Consider the following 24,419-nt stretch of genomic DNA (forward strand, 5'->3'; position numbering starts at 1 on the left):
CCGATAAATTCAGCGTTTAGCTTAACCTGCAAAAATCAGGCTGGTGTACGCAGCCGATTAACGAAGGTATGTGGGCAACGAGGATTTCTATATAGATTTTTTGCCGGATAAATCGGCAATTTTACTTAGTAGATCAATTACCTTGTCTGATCCGAAATCATTGTCCGACTGATTGTCTGCCGATGAATGATCAGGCAAATATTGACTATTGAGCAGACGATTGCGGATTTGGGTAAAGGTTTCCTGCACATATTCATCCGCTTTTTCCGGATTATTGAAGCTGGCGGCAGCATGCTGAGAGGCTTCAAGCAAACCGCTATACAGCTCGATTTGGTGTTTCATATTGGAAAAATGGCGGATTTCTGCCAACAGATTTTTCTGATGTCGCAGACAGGTGGTGCCGATCAGCATGAAGGTAATGATAGGGAATGTGTAAAACAGGATGTTCATTTTTTTCTCAACAAAAAATTCAGAGTGGCATAAAACGAATTGACTGAAGACTATGATTAGAATTATGGCAATACCAAACAGAATAATGCCCGACCATTTGAACAAACAGGCTGTATTTTCGTTATTTTTGATTTGGTTGTCGGTGTTTATTAAGGCATTGGCTAGTGAACTCTTGGCATCCTGAATCCGTTGGTTTCGCTCTTTTTTCAATACATCCAATTCTTTTTCTAGCTTTTTTAATCTTTCTGAAATCCGGTTTTTCTCTTCTTCTTTCTGTTCAAGCTGACTCCTCAATTGGTCGTTTTCTATCTGATTGTTTTGACTATCTGATTTTGATTTGGATTCAACTTGTTTTAATTTTTCCTTCAATTGCCTAATTTCTTCATCAACTGAAGATTCTTGGGCTTGCAGAGAAACAATGTCTGCCCCAGCAAAAGAAAACTCTATATTTTCTGCAAATCTGATATGAGTTAATTGATTTTCTTCTATGGTTGTGCCCAAAAAGTTTGCACCATAAAAATTAGCCCCGTGCAAGTTTGCCCCTTGCAATTGTGTGCTCCGGAAATTCGTTTCTTGACAGTTTGCATCTTGAAGATTTGCATCTTTGAGATATGAATAGGTTATGTCTGTTTTAAAAAGATTTGCTTTCGTCAAATTTGCTTGGACCAGTGAGCTTCCTTCAATATTTGCTTCACTAATATCTGCTCCGCTGAAATCTGCTTCGAATAAATTTGCCCAATAAAAACGAGTATTTTTCAAATTTGCACCGCGAAAATCAGCTTGACTCAGATTTACTTCCCTAAAGCTCAATCCACTCAAATTTGAGTAACTCAAATTTATTTTCGAAAGATTCTTCTCCCAAAAAGGAGGAACTACATATCTTGCCTCTGCATAATCTGAATCTAAACTGCTTAAATCATATCCCGTAAAAACAGCTTGTTTACCTTCTTTGCCACCACTTGAAAGCCATAACTGATGGTCTTTCAGCATGGATACTGCGGTTTCCATGTCTATTTTCTTGTATGTTCGTTCCATTGTTTTTCTCTGAATTAATCATCATCATTGGATTGACTTAAAAAAGTAATCCACTAACCTAAGCCGTAGATACAGTCGCCCCTCTCAAGCATAGAAGCTAACCTACCGCCGTCATTCCCGCGCAGGCGGGAATCCAGAAGTTTGAAATTGCAGCAGTCTTGAAATGTTCCCGAAATGCCGAAGTCTGGATTCCCACCTGCGCGGGAATGACGGCGGAAGTTTCGGCAAAATTGCTCCTCCCGTTTTCAGACGGCCTTTTGATTCGTCGGAGTACATTGTAGCGTGGGCTTTGCCCACGATAATGTTGGGTAAAAGAGGCCGTCTGAAATTTTGGGTTTGATTCGTGGGCAAAGCCCATGCTACGAGTTTCAGACGGCCTTTATCATTCCAAGCCTTCTAATTTCTACATCTCTTCCAATTTCGCAAACTTGGTGTCTAACTCTTTCACGCCCTGTTTGCCGAAGTTGATGGTCAGTCGGGCGGATTCGCCTTTGTCCACGGCATCGATGATGACGCCGGTGCCGAATTTGGCGTGGCGGACGTTTTGGCCGATGCGGAAGCCTGCGTAGGTTTGCGGCTGTTTGTAGTCGTCGATGATTTTGTCTTTGGACGCGGCGGTTGGGCGCGGGCTGCCGTAGCTGTCGTAGGTGGGTTTTTTGACGGACAGGTAGTGCAATACTTCGGGCGGGATTTCTTCGACGAAGCGGGAGACGATGCCGAATTGGGTTTGTCCGTGCAGCATGCGTTGCTGCGCCATGGTGATGTAGAGGCGTTTGCGAGCGCGGGTGATGGCGACGTACATGAGGCGGCGTTCTTCTTCGAGGCCGCCGCGTTCGGCAAGGCTCATTTCGCTGGGGAAGCGGCCTTCTTCCATGCCGGTGAGGAAGACGGCGTTGAATTCCAAGCCTTTGGAGGCGTGGACGGTCATCAGTTGTACGGCTTTTTCGCCTGCGCCTGCTTGGTTTTCGCCGGATTCGAGGGCGGCGTTGCTCAAGAAAGCGAGGATGGGGAAGGCGGGGTCGTCTGAAATGTTGTCGGGCAGGGTTTCGAAGTTGCTGTCTTCGGGTTTGAACTCGATGGCGGCGTTGACGAGTTCGTCGAGGTTGTCGAGGCGGTCTTGGTTGTCGCCTTTTTGGGTTCGGTAGTGTTCGGTCAGGCCGCTGTCTTTGAGGATGCCGACGATGATTTCGGACAGGGGCATTTGTCCGACTTGGTTGCGCAGGGCTTCAATCAGGCGGACGAAGGCGGCGATTTTGGTGGCTTTTGCGCCGGCGTTGCAGGCTGCCTGCCAGAGGGTGATGCCTTGTTCGTTTGAGGCCGTCTGAAGGTTTTCGATGGTGCGTGCGCCGATGCCGCGCGGTGGGAAGTTAATCACGCGCAAGAGGGCGTTGTCGTCGTCGGGGTTGACGGCGAGGCGCAGGTAGGCGAGGGCGTGTTTGATTTCTTGGCGTTCGTAAAAGCGCAGGCCGCCGTAGATTTTGTAGGGGATGCCGCTGCGGAACAGGCTTTGTTCGATAACGCGCGATTGGGCGTTGCTGCGGTAGAGGACGGCGATTTCGTCCAAATCCCAGCCTTCGCGTTCGAGGGCTTTGGTTTCGTCCACGATGAATTGGGCTTCTTCGAGGTCGGTAAAGGCGGAGTAGTAGCGGATTTTGTCGCCTGCTTCTGCGTCGGTGCGCAGGTTTTTGCCGAGGCGTTCGTCGTTGTTTTCAATGACGGCGTTGGCGGCGGCGAGGATGTTGCCGACGGAGCGGTAGTTTTGTTCGAGTTTGACGGGCGCGTCGATGTGGAATTCTTCCATCAGCGCAGTCATGTTGCCGACGTTTGCGCCGCGGAATCGGTAAATGCTTTGGTCGTCGTCGCCGACGGCAAAGACGGCGGCGTGGTTGCCGGCAATCAGTTTCAGCCAGGCGTATTGCAGCTTGTTGGTGTCTTGGAACTCGTCGACCAGAATGTGATTGAAGCGGTTTTGGTAGTGTTGGCGCAGGATTTCGTTGTTTTGCAGCATTTCGTAGCTGCGGAGCATGAGTTCGGCAAAATCGACCACGCCTTCGCGTTGGCAGATTTTGTCGTATTCGGCGTAGCACTCAATCATGCGGCGTGTGTGCGGATCGGGCGCGCTCAAGACGGAAGCGCGCAAGCCGGATTCTTTTTGCGCGTTGATAAAGCCTTGCAGCGAACGCGGCGCGATGATTTCTTCGGCGATGTTGAGGCTTTTGAGCAGGCGTTTGATCAGGGAAAGCTGGTCACCGCTGTCGAGGATTTGGAAGGAAGAGGGCAGGCCTGCGTCGCGGTGGTGTAGGCGTAAAAAGCGGTGGCAGAGGCCGTGGAACGTGCCGAGCCACATGGCGCGGACGTTGACGGGAATCATCGCGCCCAAACGTGTCTGCATTTCTTTGGCGGCTTTGTTGGTAAACGTTACCGCCATAATGCTGTGCACGCTGGCTTGTCCGCTTTGCAAAAGCCATGCGATACGCGTGGTCAGCACGCGCGTTTTGCCGCTGCCCGCGCCTGCCAAAACGAGGGCGGATTGCGGCGGCCAGGTTACGGCGGAAAGTTGTTCGGGGTTTAAGCCTTGCAGCAGATTGGGGGCGGATTCGTTGGGAAACATGAAGAGGCCGTCTGAAAATAAATGGGAATGCGATATTTTAAAGGAAATACAAAAGGCCGTCTGAAAAGATGTTTCAGACGGCCTTTGTGTTGGAAGCCGATTAGAACGGACGTACTTCCAAACCGAACATACGGCGCGCGGTGTTCAGCATTTGGCAGCTGAAGCCCCACTCGTTGTCGTACCATGCGAACACTTTAACCATTTTGCCTTCGGTTACTTTGGTCAGCGTAGAGTCGAATGTGCTGGCTTGGGTGGTGTGGTTGAAGTCCATAGAAACCAGCGGCAGGGTGTTATAACCCAAAACGCCTTTCAGACGGCCTTCTTCGGAAGCGGCTTTCATCAGCGCGTTGATTTCTTCGACAGAAGTCTCACGGCTTGCTTGGAAGCTCAGGTCAACCAGGGAAACGTTGACGGTCGGTACGCGGATGGCGAGGCCGTCGAGTTTACCTTTGAGGGCAGGCAATACCAAGCCGACGGCTTTTGCTGCGCCGGTTTTGGTCGGAATCATGTTTTCCACGCCGCTACGCGCACGGCGCAGGTCTTTGTGGCGTACGTCGGTTACGGTTTGGTCGTTGGTCAGCGCGTGGATGGTGGTCATCACGCCGTTTACGATACCGATGTTTTCGTTCAACACTTTGGCCACAGGTGCCAAGCAGTTGGTGGTACAAGACGCGTTGGAGATAACGGTCATGTCGTCGGTAATCACGTCGTCGTTTACGCCGTAAACGATGGTTGCGTCAACGTCATCGCCGCCGGGAGCGGAAATCAGCACTTTTTTCGCGCCGCTTTCCAAGTGGATTTTGGCTTTCTCTTTGCTGGTAAATGCGCCGGTACATTCCATTACCAGGTCAACGCCCAATTCGCCCCATGGCAATTCGGCTGGGTTGCGGGTGGAGAAGTAAGGGATTTTTTTACCGTTGATGATGAGGTGTTTTTCATCATGGGAAACATCGGCGTCAAAGCGGCCGTGAACAGTGTCGAATTTAGTCAGGTGAGCGTTGGTCTCGATGCTGCCGCTGGCATTGATGGCAACGATGTCGAGTTGGTCTTGCAGTTTGTAGTCAAAAATAGCGCGCACTACTTGGCGGCCGATACGGCCGTAACCGTTGATGGCAACTTTGATACCCATGGCTTTTCCTCTTCTTTTGGGTTTGGGTTGTGGATTGAATGGCGGCAATTATAGCAAAAATGTAGTGCTGTGTAATTAATGTTTTATTGAAATTTTTTGGTTTGATTATTTTTGATTGTAGATGATTAGAGTAGAAATACAGGTTTAAATTTAATGTTGTTTAATATTTTTTGAAATTTTATTTTTATTAATTTCATATTTTGGTGTTTTATGTCTGTTTTAAATCATGGTAATGAAGAAAACGGGAAAAGGCGGATTGTTTTTGTTTATATTAAACGGAATTTTGGGACGGTTTCTTGATTACAACATGCAACAGTGAAATTTTCAGACGGCCCGGATTGGACGGAAGGAAAACAGGCCGTCTGAAACATTTTGATGACGGGGGATTTGAATGCGTTGGGTTGCCGCTTTTCCTTACGGGATAAGGGAAAGGCGGTTTGCGGAGAGGGCGGTTGTCAGTGGGAAGAGGAGGGAAAAACGGGGCTTGGGTGTTGCGTTTGGCTTGTATATAAAGAAGTGTATGAAGATTTTAGTCGTAGTGCATGAAGATTTTCCTTGCGATTTTAATGCAATACTGACTTGCCAACAGTGTTAAATTTTTTTACGATAAGGTCAGATTATGTTTGCATGGTCATAAGCGGTGCATTCTTTAAATACCGGATATTATCCTTGTCCGAATATCTATTTTAACCGGCCGGTTTGTCCGACCTGATTTCTAAATATATACGCGCAAGGCCGGGAGGCCTTGACGACACTCGATTTTTAAGAGGTTCATCGTGTCAAATTCTCAATCCAGCGAACGCGCGACGTTTAGCAGTCGCCGTGCCTTTATGTTTGCCGCCATCGGCTCGGCCGTAGGCTTAGGCAACATTTGGCGTTTCCCTTACATCGCCTTCGACAACGGCGGCGGTGCTTTCGTCCTCCCTTACTTGGTTGCGCTGTTGACGGCAGGTATTCCGCTGTTGCTGCTCGACTACGCCATCGGCCATCGTTACCGCGGTTCGCCTCCTTTGGCCTTCCGCCGCCTCGGCCGTTTGTTTGAGCCGATGGGTTGGTGGAACTTCCTGACCAACGTCATCATCTGTATCTACTACGCCGTGATTGTCGGCTGGGCGGCAAGCTATGCCTATTATTCTTTGACTTCGGCATGGGGTGCGGATCCGCAGACCTTCTTCTTCAAAGACTTCCTGCAAATGGCCGATGCCAAAGACTTGGGCTTGGATTTTGTCGGCAAAGTGGCCGGTCCGCTTATTGCCGTGTGGGTGTTTACGCTGGCGATTATGGCTTTGGGCGTGCAAAAAGGCGTAGCCGGTGCATCCACATTCTTCATGCCTTTGTTGGTGGTGATGTTTGTCATCATGGTGGGCATTGCGCTGACTCTGCCGGGTGCGGCAAAAGGTTTGGACGCTTTGTTTACGCCTGACTGGAGCCGTTTGGCGGATCCGAAAGTCTGGGTAGCCGCATATGGCCAGATCTTCTTCTCGCTCTCTATCTGCTTCGGCATCATGATTACTTATTCTTCTTACCTGAAGAAAAAAACCGACTTGGGCGGCACCGGCTTGGTTGTCGGCTTTGCCAACAGCAGCTTTGAGTTGCTCGCCGGTATCGGCGTATTTGCCGCATTGGGCTTTATGGCTCAAGCCGCAGGCAAAGAAGTCAGCGAAGTGGCATCCAACGGTATCGGTTTGGCGTTTATCGCGTTCCCGACCATCATCAACCAAGCGCCGATGGGCGCGTTGATCGGCGTGTTGTTCTTCGGCTCGCTGGTGTTTGCGGGGGTAACTTCTATGATTTCCATCGTTGAAGTGATTGTGGCCGCGATTCAAGACAAAATGAACATCGGCCGTGTCAGCGCAACGATGATTGCAGGCGTTCCCATGGCGATTATTTCTACCTTGCTGTTCGGTACGACCACTGGCCTGCCTGTGTTGGACGTATTGGACAAATTCATCAATACTTATGGCATTGTGGCTTCCGGTTTTGTTTACGTTTTGGCGATTATCTTGTTGAACAAGCTGCCGGAACTGCGTAATCACTTGAACGCGCTGTCTTCCATCCGTGTCGGCAAAGTGTGGACTGCCAGCGTGGTGGTTACCGTTGCTATGCTCGGCTATATGCTTTATCAGGATACTGCCGGCCTCTTAAAAGAGAATTACAGCGGCTATCCTGACAGCTTCCTCAATATCTTCGGCTGGGGCATGGTGGGCGCCATCCTCGTATTGTCGGTCTTGCTGTCATTCTTGCCGTGGAAACACGGTCAGGGCTTCAATGTCAAAGACGAACATGAACACGAACGTGAAGGAGACGAATAATGAGTACTTCAGCCATTATTATGATGCTTGTCGCATTGATCGTCATTTGGGGCGGATTCATCGTCTCCGTCCTGCGCCTGCCTAAAGAATAAGGCTTGAGCAAATGAAAGGGCCGTCTGAAAGTCATTTTTCAGACGGCCTTTTTGCGACATGATGGGGAAAGTGGGAAAGAAGGATTCCCCTGATTGGCGGGGTAGCCTGGAAATTTGATTATGTATTATTGATTATGATATGTAAATTATATCTATTTGTTTTTAAAAGATTTTAGTCCGATTGTCGTTTTAATGAACCGTTGTTCTCTTTGGCCCCTGCCTGCTGTTTTCTTTGTTTTAGAATAAAGGCTCTCATCGACCTGATGGGGCATTGGGTACAGCAACTGTTTATTTTTAAGGAGACTTCCGTGGCTAAAGTATATCAACCAGGTACAGAAATTGATTCTAAAGATTTTGTTTTCGGTCTTGATCCACGCGAGTGGAATGGCTTTTTTTCAAAAGGCATAGGGTCGGATAATGGCCATAATGAGCATGTCTTCCGTCTCGATCCGCGCGAGTGGAATGGCTTTTTTTCAAAAGGAGTAGAGTCCGATCATGGTCATAATGAGCATGTTTTCCGTCTTGATCCGCGTGAGTGGAATGGCTTCTTTTCAAAAGGAATAGAGTCTGATAATGGCCATGACGATAATGGGCGTATCATCCGCCTTGATCCGCGTGAGTGGGAAGGTTTTGAGCCTGCACAGCCGGCCGCGAAGCCGATATTGGAATCCAAAGCTTTTGATGGCGATGAACTTTTGAGCCGTGTGTTTGGTGAGGCTGATCCTCTTGATTCTTCTGCCGGTCTTTCCTCAGACAATGCGACCTATTCAAGCAATGGTACAGGTTCATCTGCGTTGGATACCATTCATGATTTAGCAGAGGCTTCTATTTTCAAACTGTAATCGTTCCATAATATAAAAGGCCGTCTGAAACTAATATATGTTTCAGACGGCCTTTTTGTGTATGGTCATCGGGACGAAGCCTAACTCATCATCCAAACCACCAAATGCACCATGGTCGGGCCAAACAATACCATAAACAGTCCGGCCAAAATCATGGTCAGGCTGGCCATCACGCCTTCGGTTTCGTGGCGTTGTCCGGCGCGCGATGTGCCGAAGCCGTGGGCGGCATTGCCGAATGCCACGCCGTTGGCGGTGTGGAAACGGATGCGGGTGAAGGCTAAAAACAGGTCGCCGAATATCATGCCGACAAAGCCAGTGATGATGGTGAACAGGGAAACGAGCGAGGCGGAGCCGTGGATTTCGCTGGCGAGGACGACGGCAAACGGCGTGGAGATGGAACGCGCCATCAGGCTGTTGGTCACTTCGTTGTTGAAGTGAAACATATGGCTCATGAGGAATGCGCTGACTACGCCGACAAACATGCCCACCATAATGGCGATGGACAAAATAGGCAGTTGGCGGCGGATGACTTCGCGGTTTTCATAAATGGGGACGGCAAAGGCAACGGTAACCGGAGTGAGCAGGAAGACGATGCCTTGGGTATATTTATGGTAGGTGTCGTAATTGACGCCGAATGCCAGCAGCAGGAGGATGGTGCTGACGGAGACGGTAACGACGGGGGAGAAAATCATTAAGGGTTTTTTGCGGTGGATTTTTTTGGCAACGACATAGGCAAAGCAAGTCCAGATGAAGCAGGCGAGGGCGGTGTAGTCCATTTTTATTCTCTGTTTTTAGGAGTGGAGTTTTTTGTAGAGGCGGCGTTTCCAGCGGTAGCAGAAATCGAGGGTCAGGGCGGTGCTGATCATCACGAGCGCGGTGCCGACGGCGATGGTCAAAATCAGCTGCCAACCTTCGGACATCAGCAGGTCTTGATATTGCAAGACGGAAACCATGATGGGGATGAAGAAAAAGACGAGTTCGCCCAATGCCCATTTTGCGCCGCGGTCAACCATGCCCGGGCGGATGATGCCGAGCCCCAAAAGGGCGAGCATGAGGAACAAGCCTAATACGCCTGAAGAAACAGGCAGATGCGTGAAGCGGACGATAAGGTCGGAGACGCCCCATACTGCGCCGATGATGGCAAGCTGCAAGGCCGTCTGAAAAAATCTGGTGAGGGAATCCATGATATGGGTGTGTGTTGAATGAAAGGCTTGATTATAGAAACCTGGTTTCTGCATAATATGAATTATTAAACGAATAATCATGCCTTAGAGGAATAATGGACTTCAAAAGCCTGTATTGTTTTGCCGAACTCATCCGCCTGCAAAGTTTTTCGGCCACAGCTTCCGCGTTGAATTTGACGCAGCCGACGGTCAGCAAAATCATTCAGGCTTTGGAAGAAGAATTGGGCGTGCCGCTTTTGTGCAAAGAAAACGGACGCAAAAAGCGGCAGGTGCAGCCGACCGCAATCGGCGAAGAAGTCTATCGCCACGCGTTAAACCTTTTACACGAACGCGATTTGCTGCTGGCCCGCATTGACGATTACCGCCATGTCAAAAGTGGGACGCTGCGTTTGGGTTTGGCCCTGTTCGGCAGCGATTTGCTCAGTCATGCGCTGTTTGATTTCCACCAAAAATGGCCGGACATCGAATTGTCGTTTTTGGAACAAGGCTCGCTCGCCATCGAGCAATCCCTGCGCAACAACGAACTCGATGCCGGGCAGCTGCTCGCGCCGGTTCACGAAGACTTCGACAGCATTACTTTATGCGACTATCCACTGGTGGTCTTGATGCCGAAAAATCGGGCGAGACACGATGCGCTGACGCTCAAAAGCCTACAACACGAGCCCTTCATCCTGTTCGGCGCCGGCTTTTCCCTCAACGAAACCATTCAGACGGCCTGCCGCAATCAAGGTTTTACGCCCAACGTTGTCTGCCGTACCGGACAATGGAATTTGGTCGCCGACATGGTGGCGCACAATATGGGCATTGCCCTGCTGCCCGAATACTATGCCCGAAAAATCAATCCCGATGTCTTTGCCGCCATTCCTTTGGTCGAACCCGAAATCCGCTGGCAGCTCACCATGGCATGGAAAAAACACCAACGCCCGACGCCGGCCTTAAGGGCTTGGTTGGACGTGGTCAGGGAAGCGTTCGGCAGGCGAAACAAATAAAATCAAATCATCAGGCCGTCTGAAAAAAAGGGTGTCGTTATCACTCGGTTTCAGACGGCCTTTCCCGTTAAAAATGGTAAAACGGCCTAAAAAAGAGTAGAATATGCACCGTTTACAACTCTGCGCCTCTCAGCAGGCTCGAATTATGGACCTTCCCAGTTCGCCTTTGAACTTCCCATCAGACACACAACAACCATAATCATCCCGCCGAAATGCCTTCCCGCGTCCGGCGGGCGGAGCATTTATGAGCATCGAACAAACCCCTCCGAATCTCGACCATACCCCCGACAATGAAGCGGTGGAAGACCGCATTTCTGACGATCGCATCTCTGACGATATCGACCGCATCCATGCCTTATGTGAAGTCCTCGAGCCGGCCTTTGAACAAATCGAAGCCGGTGTGCCGATTGAAGACGAAAGCCTGCGCGACAAGTTTACCGAGCTGACCGTCCTCTTGGCCGAGCTGCACCCTGCCGACGTGGCCGCCGTCTTGGAATCCCTGCCGCCGCGCGAGCGTAACATCGTCTGGTTTTTGGTTGCCCCAGAAGACGACGGCGAAGTGTTGCTGGAAGTATCCGACGCCGTACGCGAAACGCTGATCGAGTCCATGGACAAAGACGAGCTGTTGGCCGCCGTCGATGATTTGGACGCAGACGAATTGGCAGAACTGGCGGACGACCTGCCGCACCAAGTGGTGTACGAAGCGCTGCAAACGCGTGATGAAGAAGAGCGCGAGCAGGTCAAAGCGGCGATGTCTTACGAAGACAACCAAGTCGGCGCAATTATGGACTTTGAATTGGTCAGCATCCGCGCCGATGTGACGTGTGAGGTCGTGTTGCGTTACTTGCGCCGTTTCGACAGCCTGCCCGACCATACCGATAAGATTTTCGTGGTCGATGAAAACGACGTGTTGCAAGGCGTTCTGCCCATCCGCAAACTCTTGGTCGCCGACCCCGAAGACATGGTGGCGGACGTGATGGCCACCGATGTCGTGCGCTTCCGTCCCGAAGACGACGTGGAAGAAGCGGCGCAGGCGTTTGAACGCTATGACTTGGTAACTGCGCCGGTTGTCGATGAAAACAAAAAGCTGATCGGCAGGATCACCATTGACGAAATGGTGGACGTGATCCGCGAAGAATCGGAAGCGGATATGTTGAACATGGCGGGTTTGCAGGAAGAGGAAGACTTGTTCGCGCCCGTTTGGGATTCGGTGAAAAACCGCTGGATGTGGCTCGCCATCAACCTGTGTACCGCCTTTATCGCCAGCCGCGTAATTGGCGCATTTGAAGGCAGTATCGAGAAAATCGTCGCGCTGGCCGCACTGATGCCCATCGTCGCCGGTATCGGCGGCAACTCCGGCAACCAAACCATCACCATGATCGTCCGCGCCATGGCGATGGGGCAAATGACCAGCACACAGGCAGGCCGCCTGTTGAAAAAAGAAATCGGCGTCGCCCTCGTCAACGGCATTATTTGGGGCACGGTCATGGGCGTGATTTCATGGCTGCTCTATGGCAACATCGGCATCGGTTTGGTCATGGTGGCCGCGATGACCTTAAACCTTCTGCTTGCCGCGACCGTCGGCGTCCTTATCCCCGTCATGATGGACAAAGCCGGACGCGACCCGGCATTGGGCAGCTCGGTGCTGATTACCGCGGTTACCGACTCCGGCGGCTTCCTGATTTTCTTGGGATTAGCAACCATGTTCCTGTTGTAATAGGAAAAAAAAGACGTGTTCGATACGTCCTTTTCAAACCGTTTAAAAGGCCGTCTGAAATTTCAATTTTCAGACGGCCTTTGCTGTTTTTTAAAGCTTTACATCATGAGGGCGTTTAGTTTTGGGGCTGACGTAGATTAGCCCCTTGTTTAAAGCGAAGTCAGAAAAGTCAGAAATCCCAATATCACGCCGACTGCGTTGGGTATAATCAGAATCCAGTCTTTCCGGGGTTCTTTGCTCCAACCGTACAAAACCCAAATCAGACAGGATACTGCTGCAAACAGGGGTTGCCACGGCTGCGCCTTTGCCCCTTGCATATTGGCGATAATTTGGGGGATATAGGCGACAAATACGAAAATACCTATTGCCGCTCCTATGCTGCCGACAACGGTATTGAATTTTGCTTTGCTTATCATGCTGGTAAGTCTCCTTTTAATATGAAAATCGAGGCGGTAGATAATATGGGCAGGCTGACTCAGCCGAGGGAACAGCCGCAGCCGCAATGATGTTCGTGGCCTTGGCCATGTTCGTCCGAATCTTCGGCAAGCAGGGCTTCGTAGTCGCCGCTTTCAATCAGGCTGACCAGTTCTGCCGGACTTTCCGCGCCTTCTACCTAGTCGCAGGATAAATAACTCTATTCTACCGCAAAATATGTATGTCATCATCCATCATTTGGCCTTGGCTGCCGATGAGGTTTTCGAGGGCTCTGTCGAGCTGGACGAAAGCTATTTCGGCGGACAGCGTAAAGGCAGACGTGGTCGAGGTGCGGCAGGAAAAGTGGTTGTCTTCGGCATTCTGAAACGCAACGGACGGGTCTATACCGTTGTGGTGGATAATGCCAAGTCTGAAACGTTATTCCCTGTCATCAAAAAGAAAATCATGCCGGACAGCATTGTTTACACGGATAGCCTGAGCAGCTATGATAAGTTGGACGTGAGCGGTTTTATCCATTACCGCATCAACCATTCCAAGGAATTTGTCGACCGTCAGAACCACATTAACGGCATTGAGAATTTTTGGAATCAGGCAAAACGTTTCTTGCGAAAATACAACGGAATCGATCGCAAATCTTTCCCGCTGTTCTTGAAAGAATGCGAATTTCGATTTAACTTCGGCACACCGTCTCAACAGCTTAAAATCCTGCGAGATTGGTGTGGAATTTAGGGCTAATCTACGTCAGCCCCTTAGTTTTTGATGACGTTTACGGCGTAATGGGCAGTAGTGTTACGGCGGGCTTGGGCGCGCATCATATAGACCTGCACTTTATATTTGCCCGATTGGGTAGCGATACCGTCAAATTTATCGCCTTGTGCCGAACCGTTAAATACGGCTTCATCGTCTTTGGGTGCCCATACGTTGAAATAGGCGTTAGGGCTGCCGGTTTTACTGATGCGCAGGCGGTCGCCCTTGCGTACGGAGAACAAATGCTCGGCGGTTTGATAGCCGGTGATTTTGCCGGAAAAACGCTGCTTGGTTTGTTTGTGTGCCGAAGCTGGTTTTGAAGCTTCCGCTTTAGGCGTGGCGGCATTTGAATAAGTGGTAAACAGTAAGGGAAGGGCGGCTAACAAGAGAAATTTTTTTCATGGGTTGGGTCTCCGAATGTGGGGCGCCAATATGGCACTCATTTTGATAACCCATCAGTATGTTCATATTTTTATAAAGCCAAAGCCGAATAGGGCAATATTCATTTTTTCAATCAGGCCGTCTGAAAACAAATATTATTCAGACGGCCTTTTCTGATAATATAACAACGAATTATTCCTTTCGGAGCCGTTATGACCTTCCCGCCACTCAAATCTCCCCTGAAATTTTACGCCGTTGTTCCCACTGCTGACTGGGTCGAGCGCATGGTCAAAGCAGGTGCCGACACGGTGCAACTGCGCTGTAAAATCCTGCATGGCGACGAGTTGAAACGCGAAATCGAACGTTGCGTCGTAGCCTGTCAAAACAGTGCAACCCAGCTTTTCATCAACGACCACTGGCGCGAAGCGATTGCCGCAGGTGCATACGGCGTGCATCTCGGGCAGGAAGACATGGACACTGCCGACCTAGCCGCGATTGAAGCTGCCGGTTTGCGCTTGGGCTTGAGTACGCACTCTGTTGCCGAACTCGATCGCGCCTTGTCCGTACAACCTAGCTACGTCGCCAGCGGCGCGATTTTCCCGACCACGACCAAGCAAATGCCCACCGCCCCGCAAGGTTTGGACAAACTGCGCGAATACGTCAGACAGGCAGGCGGCACGCCCGTCGTCGCCATCGGCGGCATCGATTTGAACAACGCCGAAGCCGTACTTGCTACCGGCGTTTCCTCACTCGCCGTCGTCCGCGCCGTGACCGAAGCGGAAAATCCCGACGCGGTGGTTAAAGCGTTTCAGGCTTTGTGGGATGAATAAGGCCGTCTGAAAATAAGAAGCCCGATAAGAGGAGCAAACATCATGAAGATTATATTAAACAATGAAGCCATCACATTAAACGGCACAACCATCGCCGACCTTATCGCCCAAACCGCGCCGCAAAAACCGTTTGCCGTTGCCGTCAATACCCAGTTTGTCGCCAAAGGCTCGTATGCGGAAACGGTTTTGAACGAAAACGACAAAGTGGACATCGTGCGCCCGGTAGTCGGTGGGTAAACGATTTGTAATCAATAGGTTGGGTATTTGCGCCCGACTTTTTCCTATTTGAATATCGGGCAGGGTTGCCCGATTGCCTTATGCTTAAAATCTAAAAAACAATACAAAGGAATTCATCATGTTTACCCTATACGGAGAAACTTTCCCTTCACGGCTGCTGCTCGGTACGGCTGCTTATCCGACGCCGGAAATCCTCAAGCAGTCTGTCCAAATCGCGCAACCGGCGATGATTACCGTTTCGTTGCGCCGCGCCGGCAGCGGCGGCGAAGCGCACGGGCAGGGTTTTTGGTCGTTGTTGGAAGAAATGGGCGTACCTGTGTTACCCAATACCGCAGGCTGTCAAAGTGTGCAGGAAGCCGTGACCACTGCGCAAATGGCGCGCGAAGTGTTTGATACCGATTGGATCAAGCTCGAACTTATCGGAGATGATGACACGTTGCAGCCGGACGTCTTTCAACTCGTCGAAGCGGCGGAAATCCTGATTAAAGATGGTTTCAAAGTGCTGCCTTATTGCACTGAAGACCTGATTGCCTGCCGCCGACTGCTCGACGCAGGCTGTCAGGCGGTGATGCCGTGGGCGGCGCCGATTGGAACGGGTTTGGGCGTGGTTCATGCTTATGCGCTGAAAGTCCTGCGCGAACGCCTGCCCGACGCGCCGTTGATTATCGACGCGGGTTTGGGTTTGCCTTCGCAGGCGGCGCAAGTGATGGAATGGGGCTTTGACGGCGTGTTGCTGAATACTGCCGTTTCCCGCAGCGGCGATCCGGTCAATATGGCACGCGCTTTTGCGCTTGCGGTCGAGTCGGGCCGTCTGGCTTATGAGGCGGAACCTGTGGAGGCGCGTGAGAAAGCGCGCGCCAGTACGCCGACGGTGGGCCAGCCTTTCTGGCATTCGGCGGAATATTGATACACATTAGGGCGTGTCGAACACGCCCTTTTTTATTGGTAAAAAACCTGATTTCAGGTTGAACAGAATGTTCAGACGGCCTTGGTCAAAAGCTGTTTCAGTGGCTTTAAGATTTGCCATGCCTGCGCTTTGAGTTGCGGCTGCATCAGCAGGCGGGCAGGGTGGGGAATGACAAAATGCGGCCGCTCTGCGCACAATTCGTTCATCAACCCGATCATGTCGGGGCTATCAAAGATTTTGCCGAGGAACAATACTGCGCGCGCTTGCGAAGCGGTCAGCTCGTTTTGCATTTCGGCAAGCTCGGAGCGGATGTTTTCGGCATCGGGCAGGGCAGTGAATACGGGCGCGGTTTTGACCCATGCGGTTTTGTGCGCCTGCTCGGGTTTGAGGCCGATGGCGGCGAGGATGTTGTCGAGAAGCGTGCCGACGTCGCCGCTAAACAGCGTACCGTGCAGGCTGTCTTCGGTGGACGGGCAAATGCTGACCACCATGATTTCAGACGGCCTGATGGTTATGTCAAGACGGGGCAGATTGTCTGAATGCGTGGCTTTTTCTGTTTTTGCCGGTGTTTCGACAATGGCTTTGGGTGCCGCTTCGGGAGCGCGGACAGCAGGTTTGGCCGTTTGCGCAGTGGCAATGGCGGCAGTGCGTGCTTGATGTGCACCTGCGGATAAAGTACGCACGGCTTGCGCGGTATCGGCAGCAATGGTTTTGGGGCGGACGGGCGCGGCTGCGGCTTGAGGCGCGGCATGGATGATTTTGGCGTTTCGGTTCAGCCACATCGGGCCCAAGCCCAAGGCTTCGTGCAGGTGCAGGTAGCGGCTGCTTAACATGATTTCTCCATCAATACGGCATCTTCGCTGCCACCGTCGGGCAGGGCGTAGTAGTTTTTGCGGCGGCCGCAGGTTTGGAAGCCGTGTTTGCGGTAGAGCTGTTGCGCGGTTTCATTGCTTGCGCGGACTTCGAGCAGTAATCGGGTTGCGCCTTGCTGTTGCGCTGCATTTTGCCAGTTTTGCAACAGGGCGGACGCAATGCCTTGTCGGCGGTGTTCGGGGGCGACGGCAATCAAATGTAGCTCGGATTCGTCAAACACGGTTTGCCACACGATAAAGCCGGTAATTTGGTGGTCAGTCTGGCTGAGCCAAACGCTGTCGGGATGGTGTTGAACGGCTGATTCAAACTGCTGCGCCGTCCACGACGAAGGATTACCTTGTGCGTCAATGGCGGCAAGGGTGGAGCAGTCGGCAAGTAAGGCTGGGCGCAGGTTCACGGTTTGACCTTTTGTTGGGCTTGCTCTTGCGCGGTCAGGGCAATTTTGTTGCGGACGTAGAGCAGCTCGGCGTGCGCCGCATCGGTGGCAACATAGCGGCCGCTGCGGGCAAGTTTGAGATAATCGGCGGCAGTCGGCATATCGGCTTGACCGTCAAAAGGCGGTTTGTCGGCGAGGGCAAAGGCATTGCCGATGCCGCCGGTAGGCGTTTTGCCTTCGGGCGCGGCAATAGCGGCGGCTTTGCCAACCGTGTAATCGCTCAAGCGGACGTGGTTTTGCGTATCAAACCATGCGTAGAACACTTCGCCCATACGCGCATCGGTGGCCGCCAGTACGCAGCTTGATGGTGGCGGCAGCGAAGCGGCGGCATCGAGGCAGGGAATACCGATCATGGGCGTGTCAAACGGCGTGGCCAAACCTTGTGCAACCGCCGCGCCGATACGCAGGCCGGTAAATGCGCCGGGGCCTTGTGCATAAACAATGCAACCCAAATCGGCGGCCGTGATGCCCGCTTCTTTAAAGAGGCGTTCGATTTGCGGCAGGATTTGTTCGGATTGCTTGGTGCCGACGTTTTCGTGAAACAGGCGGACTTCGCCTTGATGTTCCAATGCGATGGACAAAAAGGATGTGCTGGTGTCAATGGCAAGAGTCGGGCGGTTGTCGGTTGGCATGGTGTTATTTTTTAGAAGGATATGGGTTGCCATTATAGTGGAACGGCGAGGGGGAACAAAGCACTCGGGCGGCGCTTGGGTAAAAACGCCGTTTGCCGCAAAGCTATTCGATAAGTGAACCAAGGTTTCAGGCCGTCTGAAAACGTTTCAGACGGCCTTGTTTTATTTGTCGAGTTTCAATAAAGGCGAACCTGCTTTTTCAACGGCGCGGTGGTAGGCTTCATGCGCTTCGATGCGCTGCAAATAAGCGCGGATATTGGGGTAATCGGCAAAATCGAAGCGGTCGGCCGCGGCTTGCAGCGGATAGCTCATCATGATGTCAGCACCACTGAGGCTGTTGCCGACCAACCATTCGCGGTTTTCCAACTCGCTGTCAATGTGGGAAAGATGCAGCGCGGCTTGCGGATGGATAAAGCTGCTTTTGACGCTGCCGCTGATTTTGCGGGCAATCGGTTTGACGAAAAACGGCATGGGCGCGCTTTCAATCCGGCGGAACACCAGTCCAAGCAGCAATAACGGCATCAGCGAACCTTCGGCATAATGCAGCCAGCGTTGATATTGCCAGTATTCGCGGCTGCCGCGTTCGGGCATCAAGCGGCCGTTGCCGTAGGTCTGAATCAGATAGTCGGTAATCGCGCCGCTTTCCGCCAAGATAAAGCCATCATCATCCAATAAGGGCGATTTGCCCAAGGGATGGATGGCTTTGAGTTCGTCAGGGGCGAGCAAAGTGTCGGGATGACGGCGGTAGGTTTGCAGGCGGTAGGGCGTGCCGAGGATTTCAAGCAGCCAAACAATGCGAAGGGCGCGGGATTGATCGAGAGAATGTAGGGTAATCATGAGGGGCTTTAGATATCGGTTTGTTTGAGGCCGTCTATGCTGATTTGGCAGGCATCGGCGTATTTTTGCAGGGTTTTGGCCGGTAGTTTGGCGAACACTTCGGGACGGAAATGCCGATGCAGCTGCCATTTCCATACGCCTGCCGCCATGGCCAAGCCGGTTTCATCATAACGGCAGCGGAACATATGGTAGTACAGCGGCGAATATTCGCCTTTTTCGACGGCTTCGCGCGCGGCCTGAGTTTGGGCATCGAGTTCGCACACCGCCATTTCGGTGGCGTAGGCTTCGTCCTGCCAACCGTTGCTGGTGGCCGCTTCGTAGTGGCCGTCGCGGGTGCCGTAGATGACTTTACGGTGGCCGTGGTAGCTGGCGCTGTTGTCTTGAGGGATGTCGTCAATCTTCATTCAGACGGCCTTTACTGCTTCCAAAAGCATGAAACATGTTGAAAAGCGTCCGCTTTCCGGCACGTAACACAGGATTTTTTGGCCGTGTTCGATGGGGAAAGTGCGCATAAATTCTTCAAGGATGATGTAAATCGAGGCCGAACCCGTATTGCCCTTGCTGTGCAAATTGGTAAACCATTTTTCCTGCGGAATGTCGAAGCCGATGTTTTTCAGGCCGTCTGAAAGGCGGTCGCGGAAAAAGCCGGAAGAGTAGTGGGGCAGGAACCAATCGATTTCTTCGGCGCGGATGCCGTGTTTGGCGGCGATTTGGGAGAGTGGTTTTTCCACCGTATAGCGGACGATGTTTTCGTTCAGTAGTTTGACGTCCTGCTTGACCGCCATCAGGCTGTGGCGGCGGCCGTAATCGGCATCGGCGTGTTTCCAGCCTTCAAATACGCCGTCGCGGAATTCTGCGCCGGCATACATACAGGGCGGCATTTCGTTGGCGTAGGAAAGCAGGTCTATCCAATGGATTTTCAGGCTGAGGCCGTCTGAATTGGGGCGGTCGGACAGATACACCGCGCCTGCGCCGTCAGACAGCATCCAGCGCAAAAAGTCTTTTTCAAACCCTATTTCGGGGGATGCGTTTTCCAGTTTTTTATGGTCGGTTTCACTTTGAAACACTTCGCCGCGCATGACCGCCGAAGCGTTTTCGGAAGCAACGGAAACCGCATGTGCATGTTCGCCGGTACGCACGGCGTTGTAGGCGTGTTTCATCGCCGCCATACCTGCCGCGCATACGCCTGCCATGCTGAACACTTCGCAAGGCGGCATATCCAGCAAGCCATGCACCATCACACCGTGTCCGGGCATGGTTTGGTCGGGATAGGAAGTGGCGCAGGCCAGGCTGCCGATGGCTTTTGCTGGAACGCCTTGGGCAAACAGGCCGTTGACCGCTTCGGCGGCCAACTCGGCATTGGTGTGCGTCGTGCGGCGGCTTTCGGGATCGATGGCGTAATGGCGCGACAAAATGCCGTTGGAGCGCAAAATCATACGGCGCACGCGTGAAGGCACATCGCCTGCCATGCCGAGGACGGCTTCCATTTCATCATTGCCGACAGGGGCATTGGGCAAGAAGGCAGAAACGCGGTTGAGATAAACGTCTTTGAGTGTGTTATTCGATGTCATGATGTGTTGGTCAAAATAATCAACCGATAAACCGCGCCGCGTAGTCGCAGCTTGCAGTCAACGGGATGTTGTGTGTTTCGGCGTATTCCATCAGCGCGCTCACCAGCAGTTTGGCAATGCCGCGATGACGGAAGTTGGGCGAGACCACGGTATGGTTTACGTCCCAGCCGCCGTTATGTTCGGTATAGCTGATATAGCCTGCTTCCAAACCGTCAATGTCGATTTGAAAGCGACGGCGTTCGGGGTAGTGGATAACTTCGGGCATGATGGATTCCTGGTTTGAGGCCGTCTGAAACAGATTATCTGCCTGACGGTTGTTCATAATAATCCGCCAGCTTTTTCAGACGGCCTTTGAGCAGCGGATGCAGCAGTTTTTTCAAAATTACACTGATGGGTAAAACCACCAAAATCATCGTCAATAAAAAGACGATGTAGAAGCACAACAGCGCACGGCGCAAAAGCGGAGAAATACGGCCTGCCGCAATCAAAAGCTTGCCCCAGACGAAGAAGCTGCGGCCGGCGGCGCGTTCGCTGAAAATCAGTTTTTCATTAACCGTCACTGCACCCATGTTTTGAAACAGGGTTTCGTCCAAAGGCTGTTGGTTTAACAGTGTATCGCGCAATTTCGTACCAAACCGCGCCGCATCCGCCAATTCTTCTTCAGCAATGCCGGCAGAGGGCAGGGAGCGGAAATAGCGTTTGTCGCCGGTCAGCATCCATGCGGGCGTGGTAATGAAACTTGCCGCGCTGTTGCAGGCATCGATTTTTACGATGTTGCCGATGAGTTTGGCGCCGTTTTGTTTCAGCAAAGATTTCATTTTTTCCTGCGCGCCTAGCCACATATTGCGGCAGCCGATAAGCGTGATGACCGGTTTGCCGTCCAGCAGGCGGCGCGTTTCTTCGCGTTGCAAAAAGGCGGTCATCGGTTGCGAAGGAGAGAGGAACCAAACGGTATAGGCAATGACCACCACATCGTAATCTTCGGATGGGATTTGCGGCGGCAGAATCGGGGCGGGTTTTAAATGGACGGTTTCAGGAAAGGTATCGAAAAAACGCCAAAACGGCCATGGAAACGGAAATGCTTGTTCTGGGACGATATTGACGCAATCGACCTGTATGCCGGCTGTTTGCAACGGCGCGGCAAAATTTCGCGTCAGGCTGGAGAGCTGCCCCGTTTGCGAGTAATGCACAATCAGCACTTTTTTCATTATCTTCCCTGCAATGAGTAAGTTATGGTTGGTTTGGACGGTATTATATAGTAAACCGACCGGCCTTGAACTTTATTCATATTCAGTATGTTCGCGTAGGTTTCAGCCGATTCGGATGGAAGCGCCGTATTCTGTCGGAATGGGGTGGTGAAGCGGATTTTAATGCCATGCCAACATGAACAACGGCCGTCTGAAATTTTTCAGACGGCCTTGTGTGGAAATCGGGACGCATGGTCTGGAACGGGATTTGCGCTAAGTATGGCGTGCAAATCATATAGATAAAAAAATAACCGCTTCAAGGCGGTTGGTGGTGGCCAGAGGCGGAATCGAACCGCCGACACACGGATTTTCAATCCGTTGCTCTACCAACTGAGCTATCTGGCCTTCGCGTGTTTCGTTGCGAGATGTGAATTAAACCAAATTTCGTTGCCTTGTGCAAGCGGTTGTAGGCTTTATTTTTGAGGCGGTAAATTAAGATTTTGTTTTGTATTGAATTATTTTTCGTTTTAATTGGCGGTTTTTAGGTTTGCCGGTTTGATTTTCAGACGGCCTAAGATACAATCGGCTTTTTTGCTTTGGATTTATGCCATGCTGTATGTGTTTGTTCGTGATATGTGGGATGTTTTGCGTTTGCGCTATCGTTCGCCGGAGACGTATTTGTATTCGCCTTTGGTGATGGCGGCGGTGTTGCTGCTGTTGGGTGTGGTGAACGCGGCCAGCATGTCGCCTTTGTTTGGCAGTGGCGCGGCAGCGGTGTGCCTGTCGGTAATTTTGGTGATTGTGAAATGGTTGGTGCTGAGCCGCTCGATGCGCAAGGTGCTGCATTATTACGGTGCGCCCCGGCTGCCTTTGTGGGGCTTTATTTTGGTGTCTGAGGCGTTGCTGCTGCCGCTGTTGCTGGTGTTGTATGTGCCGGCGTTGGCTGCGTTTGCGCTGTTGTGGCAGGCTTGGGTTTTTGTGGTGCAGGTACGCGGTTTGATGTGGATGGGGAATGCGACGGTAGGCCGTGTTTTGGTGGGTTATGTGTTGTATGGTATCGGCGTGCTGTGTGTGGGTACGGTGATTCTGATGCTGTTTATTGCCGCCGGTTGGTTGGACATGGAAATGTTGAATCAAAACCTGCAGGCGTTGATGTCTGTCCGTCAATAATCCATGAAAATGGAAAGGCCGTCTGAAATGTTCGGACGGCCTTTGTTTTATGCGTTTGTTTCGTGGTCTTGCAGGATTTTTTGATAGACGGGGTCGGGGAGGTAGCGGCCTATCATGTCGCGCCAGCCTTGTGGGCCGACCAAGCCTTTGACCATGGTGGAGGACACTTCGGCTATTTCGCGCGGCGGCATCAGGAAGACGGTGGAGATTTCGGGGGCGATGTCGCTGTTGATGTAGCGCATCGAGCGTTCGTATTCGTAGTCGGCGGCGGAACGGATGCCGCGGACGATAAAATTGGCTTTGGCTTCGCGGGCGTAATCGACCAAAAAGCGGTTTTCAAACACGCTGATGCGGACATTGGGGAAGGGGTGGGTAATGGCATCGAGCATGGCGCGGCGTTCTTCTATGGTGTAGGTGCTGCGCTTTTCGGGATTGGTACCGATGGCGACGATGAGTTCGTCAAAGAGGGATTGGGCTTCCTGTATCATCCACAGGTGGCCGAGGGTGGGAGGGTCGAAGCTGCCTGCGTACACGGCACGGCGCGGAGTGGTCGTGGTCATTTTGGGTTGGGAATGGGGTTTGTGTACGTTCAGGATAGGGGAGTTTGCCGGTGATGTCAAAAATCAAAAAGGCCGTCTGAAATTTCAGACGGCCTTTGCGGCTTTATCAGTCGTCACCACTAATAGAGATGAGGATTCTCAAGAGGCTGCTGAAAATGTTGTAGATGGAGATGAAGATGGTCAGCGCCGCGCTGATGTGGCTGTCTTCGCCGCCGTCAATAACGGTACGCACCTGCCACATAATCATCAGGGAACTGAAGACAACGAAGCCGGCCGCGATGGTCAGGCTCAGGGCAGGGATGTTGAGGAAGATGTTGGCCACAACGGCAATCATGAGCACGATCGCACCGGCACCGAGGAAGCTGCCGAGTTTGTTCATGTTCATTGTGGTGCGGCGTGCCATAGCAGACATGGTGAAGAATACACCGGCGGTCATGGCGGCGGCCGTACCGACGATTTGCGCGCCGTTGTTAATAGACAGGGTGTATTGCAACATAGGGCTGATGGCAAGGCCCATGCCGAAAGTGAAGATCATCAACAGGGCTACGCCGACGTTGCTGTAACGGTTTTTCTCAATCAGGAAGGTCATGCCGTAGAAAAAGCCGAAGAAGGCGGCCAGGGCAACATAGTATGAACCGAACATGGCGAAAATGTTAAAGCCTGTTTTGGCGGAAAAGAACGCGCCGGCAATGGCAGGAATGAAAGACAGGCCGAGCAGGCGGTAAGTTTTTTGCAGGACGGTATTTTTGGCAACCGAGCCTTGCGAGGTATAGTCGTAAACGTCGTTTTGCATGGCGTTTGCTCCAATGTGGATTGAAAATGAATGAAATTTGGATTTTAACAGAGAATCATGGGTTTGTATGATTTATCTGTTCTATTTGCCTAATATGCGGGGCAATCGGGAATTTTAAAGGCCGTCTGAAAATCGGGTTTCAGACGGCCTTGGCTTTTCAATGCTTATTTAGGCTCTTGCGGAACATAGCCTTGTACGGCATCTGCTCCGTCGCCGAAGAAGTATTGTTCCATCTGCTGGGCGAGGTATTCGCGTGCGCGCGGATCGGCAAGGCTTAGGCGGTTTTCGTTGATGAGCATGGTTTGGTGACGGGTCCAAGCCGTCCATGCTTCTTGGGAAACGTTTTCAAAAATGCGTTTGCCCAATTCGTTGGGCAGCGGCGGAAATTTCATGCCTTCGGCTTCTTTGCCGAGTTTGACGCAGTGAACCATACGGGTCATGGCGGTTTCCTTATGTGGGGTT

General features: G+C 51.8%; 27 protein-coding genes, 1 tRNA gene and 1 pseudogene. 10 read left to right on the forward strand and 19 right to left on the reverse strand.

The window, feature by feature from the left end; all coding sequences use genetic code 11:
- Positions 1–87: 87 nt before the first annotated feature.
- From ACTHTY_RS04535 to gap, 3 genes are all read right to left on the reverse strand, one after another.
- Positions 88–1,458: a pentapeptide repeat-containing protein gene (locus tag ACTHTY_RS04535; RefSeq protein WP_440366592.1), complete on the reverse strand. Its 1,371-nt coding sequence runs from the start codon at positions 1,456–1,458 to the stop codon at positions 88–90.
- A 430-nt stretch (positions 1,459–1,888) separates the two neighbouring features.
- Positions 1,889–4,096 carry a DNA helicase II gene (uvrD, locus tag ACTHTY_RS04540; RefSeq protein WP_440366593.1) on the reverse strand — a complete coding sequence of 736 codons (2,208 nt, stop codon included), beginning with the start codon at positions 4,094–4,096 and terminating at the stop codon, positions 1,889–1,891.
- A 100-nt stretch (positions 4,097–4,196) separates the two neighbouring features.
- Positions 4,197–5,225, reverse strand: a complete 1,029-nt coding sequence (gene gap / locus ACTHTY_RS04545) for a type I glyceraldehyde-3-phosphate dehydrogenase (protein ID WP_314553041.1) — start codon at positions 5,223–5,225, stop codon at positions 4,197–4,199.
- Positions 5,226–6,001: 776 nt separating this feature from the next.
- Between gap and ACTHTY_RS04550 the strand changes: the two genes are divergently transcribed.
- From ACTHTY_RS04550 to ACTHTY_RS04560, 3 genes are all read left to right on the forward strand, one after another.
- On the forward strand, positions 6,002–7,537 hold the full coding sequence (locus ACTHTY_RS04550) for a sodium-dependent transporter (protein ID WP_440366594.1): 1,536 nt from the start codon (positions 6,002–6,004) through the stop codon (positions 7,535–7,537).
- Positions 7,537–7,629 (forward strand): methionine/alanine import family NSS transporter small subunit, encoded by a 93-nt coding sequence (locus ACTHTY_RS04555; protein WP_036472778.1) that lies wholly within the window; start codon positions 7,537–7,539, stop codon positions 7,627–7,629. Before ACTHTY_RS04550 ends, ACTHTY_RS04555 begins: the two co-directional genes overlap by 1 nt.
- A gap of 308 nt (positions 7,630–7,937) precedes the next feature.
- Complete coding sequence (locus tag ACTHTY_RS04560; RefSeq protein ID WP_314512471.1) at positions 7,938–8,471, forward strand: hypothetical protein; 534 nt, start codon at positions 7,938–7,940, stop codon at positions 8,469–8,471.
- A gap of 80 nt (positions 8,472–8,551) precedes the next feature.
- On the opposite strand, the gene ACTHTY_RS04565 is transcribed toward ACTHTY_RS04560, so the two are convergent.
- Positions 8,552–9,247 (reverse strand): LrgB family protein, encoded by a 696-nt coding sequence (locus ACTHTY_RS04565; protein ID WP_070765582.1) that lies wholly within the window; start codon positions 9,245–9,247, stop codon positions 8,552–8,554.
- A gap of 15 nt (positions 9,248–9,262) precedes the next feature.
- A complete protein-coding gene (locus ACTHTY_RS04570; RefSeq protein WP_440366595.1) occupies positions 9,263–9,736 on the reverse strand; it encodes a CidA/LrgA family protein in 474 nt (157 codons plus the stop codon).
- 14 nt (positions 9,737–9,750) lie between these two features.
- Between ACTHTY_RS04570 and ACTHTY_RS04575 the strand changes: the two genes are divergently transcribed.
- Together ACTHTY_RS04575 and mgtE are read left to right on the forward strand one after the other, a co-directional pair.
- Positions 9,751–10,644 (forward strand): LysR family transcriptional regulator, encoded by an 894-nt coding sequence (locus ACTHTY_RS04575; protein ID WP_003748147.1) that lies wholly within the window; start codon positions 9,751–9,753, stop codon positions 10,642–10,644.
- Between the two features lie 244 nt (positions 10,645–10,888).
- The gene (mgtE, locus tag ACTHTY_RS04580) at positions 10,889–12,361 is read left to right on the forward strand and encodes a magnesium transporter (RefSeq protein ID WP_440366596.1); all 1,473 of its coding nucleotides are present in this window, start codon (positions 10,889–10,891) and stop codon (positions 12,359–12,361) included.
- 149 nt (positions 12,362–12,510) lie between these two features.
- On the opposite strand, the gene ACTHTY_RS04585 is transcribed toward mgtE, so the two are convergent.
- Positions 12,511–12,777: a SemiSWEET family transporter gene (locus ACTHTY_RS04585; RefSeq protein ID WP_004518970.1), complete on the reverse strand. Its 267-nt coding sequence runs from the start codon at positions 12,775–12,777 to the stop codon at positions 12,511–12,513.
- Positions 12,778–12,995: 218 nt separating this feature from the next.
- Here ACTHTY_RS04585 and ACTHTY_RS04590 point away from each other — a divergent pair.
- Positions 12,996–13,525: pseudogene (locus ACTHTY_RS04590) on the forward strand (IS1595 family transposase); the annotation flags it as partial.
- Between the two features lie 20 nt (positions 13,526–13,545).
- Here ACTHTY_RS04590 and ACTHTY_RS04595 read toward each other — a convergent pair.
- Positions 13,546–13,929 carry a hypothetical protein gene (locus tag ACTHTY_RS04595; RefSeq protein ID WP_004518967.1) on the reverse strand — a complete coding sequence of 128 codons (384 nt, stop codon included), beginning with the start codon at positions 13,927–13,929 and terminating at the stop codon, positions 13,546–13,548.
- A gap of 207 nt (positions 13,930–14,136) precedes the next feature.
- Between ACTHTY_RS04595 and thiE the strand changes: the two genes are divergently transcribed.
- From thiE to ACTHTY_RS04610, 3 genes are all read left to right on the forward strand, one after another.
- Positions 14,137–14,754, forward strand: a complete 618-nt coding sequence (gene thiE, locus ACTHTY_RS04600; RefSeq protein WP_049347766.1) for a thiamine phosphate synthase — start codon at positions 14,137–14,139, stop codon at positions 14,752–14,754.
- Positions 14,755–14,796: 42 nt separating this feature from the next.
- Positions 14,797–14,991 carry a sulfur carrier protein ThiS gene (gene thiS, locus ACTHTY_RS04605; protein WP_070822893.1) on the forward strand — a complete coding sequence of 65 codons (195 nt, stop codon included), beginning with the start codon at positions 14,797–14,799 and terminating at the stop codon, positions 14,989–14,991.
- A 118-nt stretch (positions 14,992–15,109) separates the two neighbouring features.
- Positions 15,110–15,898: a thiazole synthase gene (locus ACTHTY_RS04610; protein ID WP_440366597.1), complete on the forward strand. Its 789-nt coding sequence runs from the start codon at positions 15,110–15,112 to the stop codon at positions 15,896–15,898.
- Between the two features lie 71 nt (positions 15,899–15,969).
- On the opposite strand, the gene ACTHTY_RS04615 is transcribed toward ACTHTY_RS04610, so the two are convergent.
- From ACTHTY_RS04615 to ACTHTY_RS04655, 9 genes are all read right to left on the reverse strand, one after another.
- The gene (locus tag ACTHTY_RS04615) at positions 15,970–16,731 is read right to left on the reverse strand and encodes a uracil-DNA glycosylase family protein (protein WP_440366598.1); all 762 of its coding nucleotides are present in this window, start codon (positions 16,729–16,731) and stop codon (positions 15,970–15,972) included.
- Positions 16,725–17,168, reverse strand: coding sequence for a ribosomal protein S18-alanine N-acetyltransferase (gene rimI, locus ACTHTY_RS04620; RefSeq protein WP_107857855.1), 444 nt, complete (start codon positions 17,166–17,168; stop codon positions 16,725–16,727). The genes ACTHTY_RS04615 and rimI overlap by 7 nt, the downstream gene beginning before the upstream one ends.
- A complete protein-coding gene (tsaB, locus tag ACTHTY_RS04625; protein WP_440366684.1) occupies positions 17,165–17,872 on the reverse strand; it encodes a tRNA (adenosine(37)-N6)-threonylcarbamoyltransferase complex dimerization subunit type 1 TsaB in 708 nt (235 codons plus the stop codon). Before tsaB ends, rimI begins: the two co-directional genes overlap by 4 nt.
- 129 nt (positions 17,873–18,001) lie before the next feature.
- Positions 18,002–18,676: a glutathione S-transferase family protein gene (locus ACTHTY_RS04630; protein ID WP_440366599.1), complete on the reverse strand. Its 675-nt coding sequence runs from the start codon at positions 18,674–18,676 to the stop codon at positions 18,002–18,004.
- An 8-nt stretch (positions 18,677–18,684) separates the two neighbouring features.
- Positions 18,685–19,080: a hypothetical protein gene (locus tag ACTHTY_RS04635; protein ID WP_315039493.1), complete on the reverse strand. Its 396-nt coding sequence runs from the start codon at positions 19,078–19,080 to the stop codon at positions 18,685–18,687.
- Positions 19,081–20,247 carry a beta-ketoacyl-ACP synthase III gene (locus ACTHTY_RS04640; RefSeq protein WP_440366600.1) on the reverse strand — a complete coding sequence of 389 codons (1,167 nt, stop codon included), beginning with the start codon at positions 20,245–20,247 and terminating at the stop codon, positions 19,081–19,083.
- A gap of 19 nt (positions 20,248–20,266) precedes the next feature.
- Positions 20,267–20,512, reverse strand: coding sequence for a GNAT family N-acetyltransferase (locus ACTHTY_RS04645; RefSeq protein ID WP_049332250.1), 246 nt, complete (start codon positions 20,510–20,512; stop codon positions 20,267–20,269).
- Positions 20,513–20,546: 34 nt separating this feature from the next.
- Positions 20,547–21,455, reverse strand: coding sequence for a dialkylrecorsinol condensing enzyme (locus ACTHTY_RS04650; protein ID WP_440366601.1), 909 nt, complete (start codon positions 21,453–21,455; stop codon positions 20,547–20,549).
- Between the two features lie 308 nt (positions 21,456–21,763).
- A tRNA-Phe gene (locus ACTHTY_RS04655) sits at positions 21,764–21,839 on the reverse strand.
- A gap of 204 nt (positions 21,840–22,043) precedes the next feature.
- Here ACTHTY_RS04655 and ACTHTY_RS04660 point away from each other — a divergent pair.
- Positions 22,044–22,604, forward strand: a complete 561-nt coding sequence (locus ACTHTY_RS04660) for a hypothetical protein (protein WP_440366685.1) — start codon at positions 22,044–22,046, stop codon at positions 22,602–22,604.
- A gap of 47 nt (positions 22,605–22,651) precedes the next feature.
- On the opposite strand, the gene coaD is transcribed toward ACTHTY_RS04660, so the two are convergent.
- The 3 genes from coaD to ACTHTY_RS04675 all read right to left on the reverse strand — a co-directional run bounded on the left by coaD (position 22,652) and on the right by ACTHTY_RS04675 (position 24,397).
- Complete coding sequence (gene coaD, locus ACTHTY_RS04665; protein WP_070825745.1) at positions 22,652–23,164, reverse strand: pantetheine-phosphate adenylyltransferase; 513 nt, start codon at positions 23,162–23,164, stop codon at positions 22,652–22,654.
- Between the two features lie 106 nt (positions 23,165–23,270).
- On the reverse strand, positions 23,271–23,957 hold the full coding sequence (locus tag ACTHTY_RS04670) for a Bax inhibitor-1 family protein (RefSeq protein ID WP_440366602.1): 687 nt from the start codon (positions 23,955–23,957) through the stop codon (positions 23,271–23,273).
- Between the two features lie 164 nt (positions 23,958–24,121).
- On the reverse strand, positions 24,122–24,397 hold the full coding sequence (locus tag ACTHTY_RS04675) for an oxidative damage protection protein (RefSeq protein ID WP_039861863.1): 276 nt from the start codon (positions 24,395–24,397) through the stop codon (positions 24,122–24,124).
- Positions 24,398–24,419 lie beyond the last annotated feature (22 nt).

The organism is Neisseria sp. P0019.S002, assembly GCF_051957155.1.
Taxonomy (GTDB): Bacteria; Pseudomonadota; Gammaproteobacteria; order Burkholderiales; family Neisseriaceae; genus Neisseria; species Neisseria perflava.